Origin of the sequence: Prosthecomicrobium pneumaticum (genome assembly GCF_014199915.1) — a bacterium.
Classification (GTDB): Bacteria; Pseudomonadota; Alphaproteobacteria; order Rhizobiales; family Kaistiaceae; genus Prosthecomicrobium; species Prosthecomicrobium pneumaticum.
The window spans coordinates 459,369-473,564 of record NZ_JACHOO010000002.1; the positions used below are offsets into that span (position 1 = coordinate 459,369).

The window sequence follows — 14,196 nt, forward strand, 5'->3', positions numbered from 1 at the left end:
GATGCGGCAAGGTCGACCTTTCGATAGTTTACGGCGATCCGTCCCGCGCTCCCCGGAGACCCCGATGCAGAAGCTGAAGGCCGCGCTCGCCGAAATCTGGCGCATCGGCGTTCCCTATTTCAAGTCCGAGCACCGCTGGTTCGCGCTCGGCCTCCTCGGCGCGATCATCGCGCTGCGGCTCTTCAACGTCTGGCTCGACGTTCAATACAACCAGTGGAACAATGATTTCTACACGGCGCTGCAGGGCAAGGACTGGCCGACCTTCGCGCATCAGCTCTTCGTCGTCTTCTCCTGGATCGCGGCGCTTTCGATCCTCACTTCCGTCTATCAGTACTATCTGGCGCAATGGCTGCAGATCCGCTGGCGCGAGTGGATGACGCGGCGCTATATCGGCCACTGGATGGCCTCGGGCACCCATTACCGGATGCGGCTCGCCGGCAACCCGGCCGACAACCCCGATCAGCGTATCGCCGAGGACACCAATCTCTTTGCCGACAGCTTTCTGTCGGTCAGCGTCGCGCTGCTCGGCCAGATCGTCACGCTCGTCTCATTCCTCTTCATCCTGTGGCGGCTGTCGTCGAACACGCCGCTGATCATCGGCGACCTGACGCTCAACATTCCCGGCTATCTGGTCTGGGCGGCGCTCGTCTATGCCGTGGTCGGCACGGCGCTCACCCACTGGATCGGCAAGCCGCTCGTCGCGCTCAATTTCCAGCAGCAGCGTTTCGAGGCCGATTTCCGCTTCTCGCTCGTCCGGCTGCGCGAGAACGCCGAAGAGGTCGCGCTGCTTCATGGCGAGCCGGCCGAGCGCGCCGGGCTGGCGCGCCGCTTCGGCCATGTGATCGACAACTGGTTCGCGATCATGCGCCGGCAGAAGAAGCTCATCTTCCTGACTGCGGGCTATGGCCAGATCGCCATCATCTTTCCCTTCGTCGTCGTCGGGCCGGCCTATTTCTTCACCGACATGCAGCTCGGCCAGTTGATGCAGATCGGCCAGGCCTTCGGCATGGTGCAGACGGCGCTCTCCTTCTTCGTCACGGCCTATGCGACGCTCGCCGCCTGGAAGGCGGTCACGGACCGTCTCGCCGGCTTCGAGCGGACGCTCGGCGCTGCCGAGGCGCAGGCGACCGCAGGACCCGCGCTCGAAGAACGCGGCGACGCGACCGGCCTCGCGATCGAGAACCTCACGGTGGGCCTGCCCGACGGCCGCACCGTGGCGACCGTGCCGCCGACCGTGATCGGCCGCGGCGAGCGCGTGCTCGTCACCGGCGCGTCCGGCACCGGCAAGACGAGCCTCTTCCGCGCCCTCTCCGGCGCCTGGCCGTTCGGTACCGGCAAGGTTGTGAGGCCCGCCGGCGCGCGGCTGATGATCCTGCCGCAGCGCGCCTATCTGCCGATCGGGTCGCTCCGCGCCGCCCTCGCCTATCCGAACGAGGCCGCGACGATCGCGCCGGAGGCGGCCGCCGACGCGCTCGCTGCCGTGGGCCTCGGGAGCCTCGTGCCGGACCTCGAGACCGAGCACCACTGGCAGAACCGCCTTTCCGGCGGCGAGCAGCAGCGCGTCGCGCTCGCCCGCGCCCTTCTCGCCGCGCCGGACCTGCTCCTTCTCGACGAGGCGACCAGCGCCCTCGACGAGGCCGCCGAGGCCGGGGTCTACCGGGCGATCGCCGCCCGGCTGCCGCAGACGACCCTCGTGTCGATCGGCCACCGCGCCAGCCTCGCCGCGCTGCACGACCGCTTCTTCCGGCTCGAACGGGGGATGGACGGGACGAGCACGCTCGTCGCCGCGCCCGCGCCGGAGCCGGCGGCGGGTTGATGGAAGCATTGTTCACGCAGGTTGAACGCTATGTGCTTGTCGCCCCCGCTAGGCCGAAGCCGCGCTTGCCGTTAAGGGATGGGAACTGTCAGCCGGGCCGAGCGCCCATGGAGTGAACGATGTCCAACCTTTCCGCGCCGGCCCTGCTCGTCGGCCGCATTCTGATCGCCGCCATTTTCCTCATCTCCGGCTTCGGCAAGCTGATGGATCCGGCCGGCACCGCCGGTTACATGAGCTCGGTCGGCCTTCCCGGCATCCTCGTATGGCCGACCATCGTGGTCGAGCTTCTCGGCGGCATCCTGATCGTGGTCGGCTACCAGACCCGCATCGTGGCGCTGATCCTCGCCGCCTTCACCCTTGTCGCCGGCCTCCTCTTCCACCTGCAGCCCGCCGACATGGGTCAGATGATCAATTTCTGGAAGAACATCGCGATCGTCGGCGGCTTCCTCTTCCTGTTCGCCGGCGGCCCGGGCCCGCTGTCGATCGACCGCCGCTGAGCGGGCGCCGTCGCCTTCCATCCGAACATGACGAGGGCCGCCCGAGGGCGGCCCTTTTCGTTGAACGACGGTCGCGGGGTGAGCGGCTATTCGCAGTTCGCCGGCCGCTTCCAGGCGGCGCCGACCTCGATGCCGTCGCGACCCAGCGCCGGACCATCGGACAGGAAGCCGATGCGGCCGAGCAGCACCGCGAGACGCGCGACGCGCGCCCGCAGCCGGCCGGCGAGCGGTGCGCGGGCGATCGCGCTGCCCCTCTCCGTCGCGGCGCGTGGCGGCACCTGCTCGCCCGTCATCCATACCCCCCGCGAAGACCCGATCGCGGTGCGATCGTCTTCACATGATCTTCGTTTTCGGCAGTCCGCGAATTTTGCGGGCGCGCAAGGCCTGCGTCAAGCCGCGATCGGCCTTCGGCCGCTCTCGCCCGGCCGCGGTTGATGCGCCGGGAGCGATGGAGTAATCAGGCGCTCCGCAAGCGAGACGACGACATGGCCGAAAAATCAAAGACGAGCGCCGTCAAGGCGCGCCTTCCGCGCGGCCTCGTCGACCGGCCGGCCGGCGAGATCAAGGCGGCCGAGCGCATGCTCGGCGTGATCCGCGGCGTCTATGAGCGCTATGGCTTCGACCCGGTCGAGACGCCGCTGATCGAATACACCGACGCGCTCGGAAAATTCCTGCCCGACCAGGACCGGCCGAACGAGGGCGTCTTCTCCTTCCAGGACGACGACGAGCAGTGGCTGTCGCTGCGCTATGACCTCACCGCGCCGCTCGCGCGCTATGTCGCCGAGCATTTCGACGCGCTGCCGAAACCCTATCGCAGCTATCGCGCCGGCTGGGTGTTCCGCAACGAGAAGCCCGGCCCGGGCCGCTTCCGCCAGTTCATGCAGTTCGACGCCGACACGGTCGGCGCCGCCTCGCCGGCGGCCGACGCCGAGATGTGCATGATGATGGCCGACACGCTCGAGGCGCTCGGGCTCGAACGCGGCCAGTACGTCATCCGCGTCAACAACCGGAAGGTGCTCGACGGCGTGATGGAGGCGATCGGCCTTTCCGGCGAAGAGAATGCCGGCCGCAGGCTGACGGTGCTGCGCGCCATCGACAAGCTCGACAAGTTCGGGCCGGGGGGGGTCGCGGCGCTGCTCGGCGCCGGCCGTCTCGACGAGAGCGGTGACTTTACCAAGGGTGCAGGTCTTGATCCCGACGGGATCGACCGTGTGCTCAACTTTACGGGCTGGGGAGAACAAGGATCGGGATCCGGAAGCATCGCCGGGGTGTCCGCCGTCACCCTCTCGAACTTCGCGGCTGCCGTCGGGACATCGGTCGGCGGAGCACAGGGTGTCGCGGAGCTGACGGAGATCGAGGCCCTCGTGGCGGCCGCCGGCTATAGCGACCGTGTCCGCATCGACCCCTCCGTCGTCCGCGGCCTCGAATATTACACCGGTCCGGTCTTCGAGGCCGAGCTCCTGTTCGAGACGGTGAACGAGAAGGGCGAGCCGGCGCGGTTCGGTTCGGTCGGCGGCGGCGGGCGCTATGACGGGCTGGTCGGCCGCTTCCGCGCCGACCCGGTACCGGCGACCGGCTTTTCGATCGGCGTCTCCCGCCTGATGGCGGCGCTCGCCAATCTCGGCAAGCTGTCCACCGAGGACGAGGTCGGCCCCGTCGTCGTCACCGTGTTCGACCGCGACCGGATCGCCGATTATCAGACGATGGTGCAGAGGCTGCGCGCCGGCGGCATCCGCGCCGAGCTCTATCTCGGCGGCTCCGGCCCCAAGGCGCAGCTTAAATATGCCGACCGCCGCAACAGCCCTTGCGTGATCATCCAGGGCTCGGACGAGCGCGACCGCGGCGTCGTCCAGATCAAGGACCTCGCGCTCGGCAAGGCGCTCGCCGCGACGATCGAGGACAACGCCACCTGGCGCGAGGCCCGGCCGGCGCAGTTCGAGGTGCCCGTCGACGGGCTGGTCGAGGCGGTGCGCAGCCTGCTCGGTGGACGCCCGTGAGCGCCGCCCTCGCCACGCTGCGCACCCTGCTGTCCGATGGCGGTTATCGCTTCGTCGATCCGCCGATCCTGCACGATGCGGCCGTCTTCCTCGATGTCGCCGGCGAGGATCTGCGCCGCCGGCTTTTCCTGACCACCGGGCCGGACGGGGCGCAGCTCTGCCTGCGGCCGGAATTCACCATCCCCGTCTGCCTCGACCATCTCGCCGGCGGCGATGCCCACCGCATCGCCGACTATGCCTATTGCGGTCCGGTCTTCCGCCACCGGCCGGGCGAGCCGGGCGAATTCCTGCAGGCGGGCGTCGAATCGCTCGGCCGCACCGACCGCATCACCGCCGACGCCGAGATTCTCGCGCTCGCCATCGAGGCGGTGCGGGTGTTCGGCCTTGCAGCGCCCACCGTGCGGATCGGCGATTCGCAACTCTTCTCGACGCTTCTCGACGCGCTCGGCGTCGCCGCGGCCTGGCGGCGGCGGCTGGCGCGCGTCTTCGGCGACCGCGACCGGCTGCGCCGGACGATCGCGCGGCTGTCGGGCGACGGCGACGGGCCGGCCCCGGCGCATGCCGATTTCCTCGCCGCGCTCGAGGGCAGCGACCACGACTCCGCGCACAAGGTGGTCGAGGACCTCCTCGCCATCGCCGGCATAAGGGCGGTCGGCGGCCGCTCCGCGGGCGAGATCGCCGACCGGTTCCTCGAACAGGCGGCGCTGCGCGTCGGCGCCGGGCTCGATCCGCGCGCCCGCACGGTGATCGCCCGCTTCCTCGACATTGCCGGCACGCCGGATGCGGCGGCCGGGGCGCTGAAGACCCTCGCCGCGGACGAGAAGCTCGCGCTCGCCCCGGCGATCGAGGGCTTCGAGCGGCGCGCCGAGGGGCTCGCCCGCCGCGGCATCGATCCCGACCGCCTCGCCTTCGCCGCCGATTTCGGCCGGCGGCTCGACTATTATTCGGGCTTCGTCTTCGAGATCCACGATCCGGCGGTGTCCGACGGACGACAGATCGTCGGCGGCGGCCGTTATGACCGGCTGATGCCGCTGCTCGGCGCCAAGACCGCCGTTCCAGCGGTCGGCTTCGCCCTCTGGGTCGATCGCGCCGCGCGCGCCGGAGGTGTCGCATGAGCGCGCCGCTCGTTCTCGCCGTGCCGTCCAAGGGCCGGCTGCAGGAAAACGCCGCCGCCTTCTTCGCCCGCGCCGGCCTCGTCATCGTCCAGGGCGGCGAGCGCTCCTATCGCGGCCGCGTCGCCGGATTGCCGGACGTCGAGATCGCCTTCCTCTCGGCCTCCGAGATCGCCCGCGAACTCGCCGCCGGCAATGCCCATCTCGGCGTCACCGGCCGCGATCTCGTCGAGGAGGAGATCCGCGACTGGAACCGGCGGCTCGATCTCGTCCTGCCGCTCGGCTTCGGCCATGCCGATGTCGTCGTCGCCGTGCCGGAAGCGTGGATCGACGTCCGCGCCATGGCCGATCTCGACGATGTCGCCGCCGATTTCCGCGGCCGGCACGGCCGCTGGCTGACCGTCGCGACGAAATACGTCCACCTCACCCGCCGCCACTTCGCGACGGCGGGCATCGCCGACTACCGGATCGTCGAGAGCCTCGGCGCCACCGAAGGGGCACCCGCTTCCGGCGCCGCCGATCTCATCGTCGACATCACCACGACCGGATCGACGCTGCGGGCGAACGCCCTCAAGGTGCTCGAGGACGGCGTCATCCTGTCGTCCGAGGCGCATCTCGTCGCGAGCCTTTCGGCGAGCTGGAGCGATGCGGCGCGCGGCGCGCTCCGCGTCATCCTCGACCGCATCGAAGCGGAAGCGGCGGGCCGGACCAAGCGTGAGATCCTCGCCGATGTCGCCGATGCGGAAGGCGCCGCCTCGGTGGCTGCCGCGCGCTTCGGCGCCACGGCGCCCTTCGGCGTTGCCGCCGGCGCACCGCTGCGGCTCTTCTGCGACGCGGGCAGGGTCTATGCCTGCGCCGAATGGCTGCGTACCGGCGCCGGCGCCCGCACCGTCGCGGTCGCCAAGGTCGAGAGCATCTTTGCCGCCACGAGCCCGCTCGCCGAGCGCCTGCTCGGCCGTCTGAACGGCCGGGCCTGACGGCGCTGGAGCGGCCGGATAGGCCCGTCCGGCGCCGGCGATCGCTGCGCTGCGGTGACGGAGTCCCGGCGCAGGACAGGGCCGAGACCCGGCTCTGATCCCGCCGGCATCGAGCCATCCGCTTCCGAGCCTCTGTGCGTCGAGGCCCGGGAACCGTGATGCTCCGGCGGCGCTGGTCCCTCTTTCGCTCTCCGAGCTTGTCTGTTCTTTGAGGTCGTCCATGGCGGTGGATCGGGGCGCCGCAACCCGGTTCTCACGAGCCGCGACGGCGAGGGCGCGTCCGAGGCGGCAGCGGGCTGCGGCGCCTGGGAATGGGCGGACGACCCGGGCCGTGCGGACCACTTTGATCCAGCATCGGATTGCTGCGAGCCGGACGAACCCCGAGCAAGCCTGAGGCGAGCGTGCCGCAGCCGAGCGCCGTGTGGCGAGAGGGCTTGATCTCGTTGAAGAAGCACTCGATCCGATTGCCCATGGTGCGGGCCGGCCCGTCGATCGTCCGCCGGCCCCTTTGGCTCGACTTGGTCGGGATCAGCGGGCGGATGCCGCGCCGTTCGAGATCGGATCCGATGGCGCCGCCGTCATCGTCCCTGCCGCCGAGCATCGCCGCTGGCGGTGGCGCGTCCTCCGTTATGAAGTCGCCGTGCGCCGCCCTGTCGGAGATCCGGCGGGGCGTCACGTGGAAGCCGATAGTCAACCCTCCGCCTTCGCGCTGCCATGACCCTTGACCAGCGTTCCATCAGATGTCGGACGATGGGACAATCCCGCTCGTCCGCACAACCCGGGCTCGAAGGGCACGTCGGGACGCTCAGGTGCCTTCGCTCGATCGAACGAACTTCGGCGGCCCCATGCAGCTATGACGACTCGATTCGTTCTCGCCTCGGTTGACGGTGAATTCGGAACACCTTATAGTATCATAGAACATTATTTCTATTCGTGCCGATCAACAGCCAGTTGAACTCCATGAATTCGGAATTTCCTGGCTACGCATTTATCGCGCCCAATTCTGTTCTGCGGGTGTCAGCCTGGCTACCGCATGGACCTTTCACTCAGACGCTGGTTCGTACAATGCGCGCGCAAGGGATCTCAGAGCTCGGGACGCATTACGCGTTCTCCTGCTTCGTCTCAGACGAGCCAGTGGCATCGGCAGGGCACCAATGGGCCTTTTATACCCTTGATCGTTCGGAGCGGCCTGAACACGCAAGCCTTTACGAAGGCGACGTCTATCCGCGAGTCGTTGCAAAAGACGGCCGCCACGGGCCCAGCGCGTTGCTGCAAAAGACCTTTGCAGATGGCCTGACGGATGCAGATCAAGTCTCGATCGATCTGTTTCATTTCGATGGACGAAATTGCTGTAGAGATGTGAAGGATCTTCTCGAAAGCTGGAGGCCGACGGCCTCGCGGCGCACTGTCGCCCTATTCTACGACACCAAAGCGCGCAGGCACGCCTTCGATGAATCTCGCTCCTGGGTAGACACTCGTAATATTGTGCCATCCATCCTGGAGCTAAAGAGGTCAGCAGGGGCGGGCTTTCCGATTTTTGGGCGACCAGTTGGCGAGTCCGATGGTAGAGTTCATTAATATGGTCGGCAGCCGGAAGGGCCGACAATTCGTGAGGCGATTCTTCGGTTTATTTGAAAGAAGTTCGCTACTTCAACGATCTGCTGCTGCACGCGCCGACGCCGACGACGGTTTGTCTGCAGGTACGGCCTTGCCCGAAGCTCCCACCAGCACGCTGCCGCCTGAGGCAGAGGCATTGGCCGATTCGGTGAACCCGGTCATGACACCAGCCGACCCCGGCGCGACAGCACACGCTGACCCGGGAGAGGCAGAACTCGGCAGGCCGGAGTATCGCGATCCTTTGGGATTTGTCGACGAACCAAGTAAACCATCTGCGCCGGTTGAGCCGCCCGCTTCGATTGCCGTCGACATATTGACGACGCCGAAGGCCACATCCAATTTTTCATTTGAAGCTTCTGCTATCTGGAAGGATGAATTGCGTCGCTCGGCCGCGACGGAACATCTGGCGTCCGAGCGACCGCTCGTCTCGATCATCATGCCGACGAAGAACCGTCTGCACCGTATTGGTCTCGCGATTGAATCGGTATTGGCGCAGACTTACGACGGCTGGGAGTTGATGATAATCGACGACGGGTCGAACGACGGAACCTTTGAAGTCATTTCCGAGCGGTTTTCGGACGCCAGGATTCGCGTAATCCGCGGTGATGGGCGAGGTGTATGCGCCGCGCGTAACGCTGGCCTGCATGAGACTCGCGGTGATGTCATCGCTTATCTCGATGACGACAACCGCTGGCAACCGGACTATCTCGAGATCACGCTGCTCCAGATGCTCCGCTCGGGCGCTTCTTGCTGCTATTCCGCATTGCGCCGACTACCCAACATTTTTGACGAATCCGGTTTTTCGGATATACTCTGCGTCGATTTTGATATAAATAGCCTTAAGTTTAAGAACTACATTGATCTCAACGTATTCTCTCATAGACGACCACTCTTCACGGAGCTTGGTGGTTTCGACGAAAGCTTGCGGCGGATGGTCGACTGGGATCTGATTATCCGCTATTGTGAGTTTTATCCCCCCACATACTGCAATTCAATTGGAGCAGATTACGATAATTCGGATACATAAGATCGTATTTCTCGGAGAGAGAAGAGATCCTATCTGTATGCGATAAGAAACAAATACATGATCGACTGGGCGGCTCTGAGGGCCGGCCTTGACAAACGCGATCAATTACTCGTCTCGATAATCGTGTGCGTTTACAACAACGCGGCACTGACCGATAAATGCCTCGACTCGCTGTTCCGCCATGAAGCCGGCTCACCCTTCGAGGTGATCGTGGTCGACAATGGAAGCGACGCGGACACAGCCGAGCTACTGCGCGCGTGGAGCGACCGCGAGCCGCGCATCCGGTTGCTGTCCAACCCGGAGAATATGAACTTTTCCCTGGGCAACAACCTCGGTTTCGCAATGAGCCGCGGAAAGAGGATCGTCTTCCTCAACAATGATACAGAGGTGAGCCCGGAATGGCTGAGTTCGTTGCTGGCCCCGCTCGACAGGGATGATGTGCGAGGTGTCCAACCCAAGCTCGTCTTCCCGAATGGCACGATACAGTGCATCGGCTTGGTCTTCAGCGACCATTCACCGTTTGCCTACCCGCTCTACTCTCGATTGCCCGGAGACGCGCCGCTCGTCCGGCGTCGCCGCCGGTTCAAGGCGCTCACCGCGGCCTGCCTTGCGATCCGGGCTCGCGATTTTGTCGAAGCCGGTGGATTCGACCCGCTGTTTGTCAACGGGCAAGAGGACGTGGATCTTTGTCTGCGCGTGGGAGGGGGCAAGCCGGTCTTCACCTGCGCTACGGATTCGGTTGTCGTTCACCATGAAGGCAAGTCGGCAGGTCGAGGGAATGCGATCCCTGACAACAGGGCGCTTTTCGCCGAGCGGTGGGCCGGCAGGATCGCCGGCGACGACCGGCTGCATTATGTGACGGACGGCGTGGACCTCGAAGGCTATCGAGTCGATTCCGAACCCTTGGCTGCAATGGGTCTTGCCACGGCCATACCGACGCTCGCCTATCCCGGACCGACGACCGCGGCTCTCTCTGCGGGCATGACCGGTCTTCGGCTGCGGATCCCCTGCCCGAGGCGCGACCTGAAGGACCGTTGGGGCGACTATCATTTCGCTGCCGCTCTGGCCAAGGCCGCGACAAGCAAGGGCCTCGCAGCCACGATCGATTTTCTCGAAGACTGGTCGACGCCAGCGGCAAAGGGCGAGTTGGAGGTGGTATTGCGCGGCCTCTCGCCTTGGCCCGGGTCGAACCGCCGGGCCGGCGGGGGGCGGCGCGTGATCTGGATGATCAGCCATCCCGACAAGGTTAGCGATGAGGAGCTCGACTGCTACGACCACATTTTTGTAGCCTCCGACGTGTGGGCGACCGTGCTTTCCGAGCGAGGGCTGAAGCCCTCGATAACGGCGCTGCTGCAATGTACGGAAGTTGAACGCTTCAATCTCGAGGCGCGGGCGGGCGCGCCTCATCACGAGCGTCTCTATGTTGCGAATTCACGCAAGTTCTTGCGCAGCATGGTCGCCCGAGCGATGTCAGAAGGCATGAGGCTGGATATCTATGGCGAGATGTGGGACGGTCTCGCGCCAGTCGATTGGGTCAAGGGAGAGAATGTCGCGAATGTCTTGCTGCCGACCTACTATGCAGGGGCGGACGTCGTATTGAATGACCATTGGGAAAGCATGCGCGCACATGGTTTCGTTTCCAATCGCGTTTTCGACGTGCTGGCGACAGGCGCACCACTGCTCACCGACAGCGTCGAGGGAATGCCGCAATCGCTGCGCGAAGCATGCACCATGCTTGATGAGAACATCTCGCTCCGCGATGCGATCGCCATAGCCAGATCTCGTCACAGCCTCTCACAACGCGACGAGATCGCGCGGTGGATCGCCGAAGAACACAGCTTTGCCTCCCGGCTGCGAGAAATATGTGCTGTGCTACGCTGACATGGCGCTTCCAACGGTAGGCCGGGCCCCCTCTCGGGCGATCGCGCAGCGGTGTTGAGAGAAATCGTCCCCGCGTGGTCCCGACCTTCGAAAGGCCGGCATTCCGGCCTTCGGGCGACTGATGGCTGCCCCATCGCGCAAGAGCGCCTCGGCCTCGGGGTATTCCGAGAACAGCATGTTGCAGTTCATGAGATCGCCGGGCTTGTCGCGCCAGAAGACACGGCCGCGGCACCGGCGAGGCGCGTTCCCGCCGCCCGGCGGGCTTTGCAGAAGGGACCGCCAAGGCGGTGAAGCGCGTCCTCGAGCGCCGCCCCGACAATGACGTTCAGCTGTGGTTCCAGGACGAAGCCTATGCCGGGTCAAAGGGACGCAACGCCCACGTCTGTTACGCGAAGGGTCGCCGCCCGACCGTCCGGCCGACGCACGGTCCGAGTCGGCCCAAATCCACGGCGTCGTCCGCCCTCGCAGCGGCGACGCCTTCGCGCTGGCGCTGCCCCCGCGCCGATCCCGCCATGAGGCAGATCGTCCTCGACGCCTTCTCCGCCGCGCGCGCACCGAACGCCCACGCCATCACCGTCCTCGACCAGGCGGATACCATGTCACCGGGCGGCTGACGCTGCCGGCAAGCCCCAGCCTCATCCGCCCGCCATCCTCTTCCCCCGAACCCGGCCCGGTCGAGCACGTCCGGCTTTCGGTAAAGGAGCACTTCCTCTCGCATCGCGTCTTCGCGGACGAACGTGCCATCGTCGGCACCGGCGCCAAGGCTTGGATCGATCGTCTCGGAACGATCGTCTTGCCGAATCCCGGCGTGTCGCAGGCCCCACGGCCCATCCCTCGCTGAACAGGTCGACATTCGGTGGCCGGGTATCGGAGGCGCGAGGACGAACCCGGCCGGGCCGGCGAGAGCACGCTACGCCATGGGGGACGGCCGGCGACGGCTGCGTGGAGCCCGAACCGCCGCCCGCCCGGCCGCCGCGATCGCCGCGCGGGTCCAGGCGAGCAGGAGGTCGGGATCGTCGAACAGCTCGCTCGGCGCCTCGAAATAGCTGCGAGCCTCGACCCTCCCCTTGCGCGTCGGATAGCTGAACGGCACCGATCCGCGTGCCGTGAAGGCATCGCGCGTTTCGGCGTCGACGCGCAGATAGAGCATTCCGTCCGCGACGAAGGCGAAGGCGCGTCCATCGGCCTTCAGCACCGCCCCGCCGAACAGCCGCTCGACCTTGACCGGGCCGAGCGGCGCGAGCTGATCGGCGAACTCCCGCGCCTGCTCCAAGGCCGCCGGACCGCTCATGCCCCATCCCCCGACCTGTGCATGGCTCGAGCTCGATCATTATCGGGAGCCATGCGAAAACGTCTATGCTGCAATGCACGCACCAATATTGCGACGCAACGCCAACGCTCTATTCTTCTCCTCGACCGAGACACGAGGAGAGCACGCCATGTTCGGCCTGAAGTCGCTCAAGCGCTATTTCGCCTATGATCCGCAGCAGGCCGAGGCGGCCGAGTTCGCCGACTGCACCGACCGCATCGACCTCGAACTGCGCCAGCGCGAGGTTGCCCAGCGCCGCTCGCATCGCAACGCCCGCTATTACTGAGCCGCGCCGGTCGGCGGGGCGAGCGCGGCGCGCTCCGCTTCCGCCTCGGCGTGGCAGAAACAGCCTTCCATGTGGTCGTTGACGAGCCCCATCGCCTGCATGAAGGCGTAGACGGTGGTCGGCCCGACGAAGCTCCAGTCGCGCTTCTTCAGGTCCTTCGACAGCGCCACCGATTCCGGCGTCGTCGCGACGATCTCGCCGCGACCGCCCCGAACGGTCCGCGCCGGCTCGAACCGCCAGACATAGGCGGCGAGGGAGCCTTCCCGCTCGATCAGATCGAGCATGCGGCGCGCATTGTTGATCGTCGATTCGATCTTGCCGCGATGCCGGACGATCCCCGGATCGGCGACCAGCCGCGCGACATCCGCCTCGCCGAAACGCGCCACCACATGCGGATCGAACCCGGCGAAGGCGGCGCGAAAGCCCTCGCGCTTGCGCAGGATGGTGAGCCAGGACAACCCCGACTGGAAGCCCTCGAGACAGAGCTTCTCGAACAGGCGCCGATCCTCCGTCACCGGGCGGCCCCACTCCCGATCGTGATAGGCGACATAGTCCGGCGCCTCGCCCGGCCACCAGCAGCGCGCCCGACCGTCCGTCCCGATCAGCAGCCCGTCCCGCTCGACCATTCTCGTGTTCCCTCTTTGTTCGCAGTCTAGCCCGACGCCCGCCAATTGCAAGAGGCTCCGCGATCCTCGAATCGCCGCCGTCCATCCACAATTTCATCAAGGCCTTGCGGCAGGATCGGTACGAACCCTTCCCACCCGTCCTCGCTGACAGGTCGCCTTCGCCCATGATCGCCCCTTCGTTCTTCCCTGCCCTCCTCGTCGCGCTCACGCTCGGCCTGGCGCCCGCCGGCGCTCTCGCCCGCGACTTCTATTTCGGCGGCGGGCCACTCTACGACGCGCCGCTCTATGACGATGCGCCGGGCTATTATGACGAGGAGGACATGCCGGCCTACGAGGCCGACCCGTGGTACGATCGGCGCGTGGAAGACCGCAGACCGCTTCGCGAGCGGATGCGCGAGCGGGGCGACAGCCGCTTCGAGGAGGCCGCACCACGCCCCGACCGGATCGACGACGGCCGCCGGCAGAGTGCCGCGCTCGTCCCGCCGACGGACCCGAGCGCGGCGATCGAGCCCCGCTTCCTGCCGCAGGTGGTCGCCTATGACGGCCCGGAGGCGCCCGGGACGATCGTCGTCGATACGGCGGCGAAGTTCCTCTATCTCGTCGGACCGGACGGAACCGCGCGCCGCTATGGTGTCGGCGTGGGCCGCGAGGGCTTTTCCTGGTCCGGCAGCGAGACGGTGAGCCGCAAGGCCGAATGGCCGGTCTGGGTGCCGCCCGCCGAGATGCGGGCGCGGAAGCCGGAGCTGCCGGTACGCATGGAGGGCGGCCCGGACAATCCGCTCGGCGCCCGCGCCCTCTATCTCGGCGACACGCTCTATCGCATCCACGGCACCAACGAGCCCTGGACGATCGGCAAGGCGGCCTCCTCCGGCTGTATCCGCATGCGCAACGAGGATGTCGTCGATCTCTACGAGCGCGTCGCGGTGGGCACCCGCGTCGTGGTGCTCTGACCCTTTCGATCACGGCTCCGTGAATGGTGGCGGAATTGCGGCGGGACGTCGCAGGCCGCTATCCTTTGCCCCGGGGGAGCGGGGAGCCGTGAAGAGAGGGC

Annotated in this window: 13 protein-coding genes; 9 read left to right on the forward strand and 4 right to left on the reverse strand. The window is 66.6% G+C overall.

Annotation, left to right across the window (positions count from 1 at the left end):
* Positions 1-64 precede the first annotated feature (64 nt).
* Positions 65-1,816, forward strand: coding sequence for an ABC transporter ATP-binding protein/permease (locus tag GGQ63_RS05865; protein WP_183853512.1), 1,752 nt, complete (start codon positions 65-67; stop codon positions 1,814-1,816).
* Positions 1,817-1,935: 119 nt separating this feature from the next.
* Positions 1,936-2,313 (forward strand): DoxX family protein, encoded by a 378-nt coding sequence (locus GGQ63_RS05870; protein ID WP_183853514.1) that lies wholly within the window; start codon positions 1,936-1,938, stop codon positions 2,311-2,313.
* 86 nt (positions 2,314-2,399) lie between these two features.
* Here the strand turns inward: GGQ63_RS05870 and GGQ63_RS05875 are convergent, their stop codons facing one another.
* Positions 2,400-2,606: a hypothetical protein gene (locus tag GGQ63_RS05875; protein ID WP_183853516.1), complete on the reverse strand. Its 207-nt coding sequence runs from the start codon at positions 2,604-2,606 to the stop codon at positions 2,400-2,402.
* 192 nt (positions 2,607-2,798) lie between these two features.
* Here GGQ63_RS05875 and hisS point away from each other — a divergent pair, with 192 nt between their 5' ends.
* The 3 genes from hisS to hisG are packed head-to-tail and all read left to right on the forward strand — an operon-like array spanning position 2,799 to position 6,399.
* A complete protein-coding gene (gene hisS, locus GGQ63_RS05880; RefSeq protein WP_183853518.1) occupies positions 2,799-4,310 on the forward strand; it encodes a histidine--tRNA ligase in 1,512 nt (503 codons plus the stop codon).
* Positions 4,307-5,425, forward strand: coding sequence for an ATP phosphoribosyltransferase regulatory subunit (locus GGQ63_RS05885; RefSeq protein ID WP_343061087.1), 1,119 nt, complete (start codon positions 4,307-4,309; stop codon positions 5,423-5,425). The genes hisS and GGQ63_RS05885 overlap by 4 nt, the downstream gene beginning before the upstream one ends.
* Positions 5,422-6,399, forward strand: a complete 978-nt coding sequence (gene hisG / locus GGQ63_RS05890) for an ATP phosphoribosyltransferase (RefSeq protein WP_183853520.1) — start codon at positions 5,422-5,424, stop codon at positions 6,397-6,399. The genes GGQ63_RS05885 and hisG overlap by 4 nt, the downstream gene beginning before the upstream one ends.
* A gap of 253 nt (positions 6,400-6,652) precedes the next feature.
* On the opposite strand, the gene GGQ63_RS05895 is transcribed toward hisG, so the two are convergent.
* The gene (locus GGQ63_RS05895; RefSeq protein ID WP_183853522.1) at positions 6,653-7,093 is read right to left on the reverse strand and encodes a hypothetical protein; all 441 of its coding nucleotides are present in this window, start codon (positions 7,091-7,093) and stop codon (positions 6,653-6,655) included.
* Between the two features lie 867 nt (positions 7,094-7,960).
* Between GGQ63_RS05895 and GGQ63_RS05900 the strand changes: the two genes are divergently transcribed.
* Together GGQ63_RS05900 and GGQ63_RS05905 are read left to right on the forward strand one after the other, a co-directional pair.
* Complete coding sequence (locus GGQ63_RS05900) at positions 7,961-9,043, forward strand: glycosyltransferase family 2 protein (protein WP_183853525.1); 1,083 nt, start codon at positions 7,961-7,963, stop codon at positions 9,041-9,043.
* A 57-nt stretch (positions 9,044-9,100) separates the two neighbouring features.
* A complete protein-coding gene (locus GGQ63_RS05905; protein ID WP_183853527.1) occupies positions 9,101-10,924 on the forward strand; it encodes a glycosyltransferase in 1,824 nt (607 codons plus the stop codon).
* Between the two features lie 910 nt (positions 10,925-11,834).
* Here GGQ63_RS05905 and GGQ63_RS05910 read toward each other — a convergent pair.
* Positions 11,835-12,215 carry a TfoX/Sxy family protein gene (locus GGQ63_RS05910; protein ID WP_183853529.1) on the reverse strand — a complete coding sequence of 127 codons (381 nt, stop codon included), beginning with the start codon at positions 12,213-12,215 and terminating at the stop codon, positions 11,835-11,837.
* A gap of 148 nt (positions 12,216-12,363) precedes the next feature.
* Here GGQ63_RS05910 and GGQ63_RS05915 point away from each other — a divergent pair, with 148 nt between their 5' ends.
* Positions 12,364-12,519 carry a hypothetical protein gene (locus GGQ63_RS05915; protein WP_183853532.1) on the forward strand — a complete coding sequence of 52 codons (156 nt, stop codon included), beginning with the start codon at positions 12,364-12,366 and terminating at the stop codon, positions 12,517-12,519.
* Here GGQ63_RS05915 and GGQ63_RS05920 read toward each other — a convergent pair.
* The gene (locus GGQ63_RS05920; protein ID WP_183853534.1) at positions 12,513-13,145 is read right to left on the reverse strand and encodes a DNA-3-methyladenine glycosylase I; all 633 of its coding nucleotides are present in this window, start codon (positions 13,143-13,145) and stop codon (positions 12,513-12,515) included. The two genes, GGQ63_RS05915 and GGQ63_RS05920, sit on opposite strands and share 7 nt — an antisense overlap.
* A 164-nt stretch (positions 13,146-13,309) precedes the next feature.
* On the opposite strand from GGQ63_RS05920, the gene GGQ63_RS05925 reads away from it, so the two are divergent.
* Positions 13,310-14,095: a L,D-transpeptidase gene (locus GGQ63_RS05925; protein ID WP_246429631.1), complete on the forward strand. Its 786-nt coding sequence runs from the start codon at positions 13,310-13,312 to the stop codon at positions 14,093-14,095.
* The last annotated feature ends 101 nt before the right edge of the window (positions 14,096-14,196 follow it).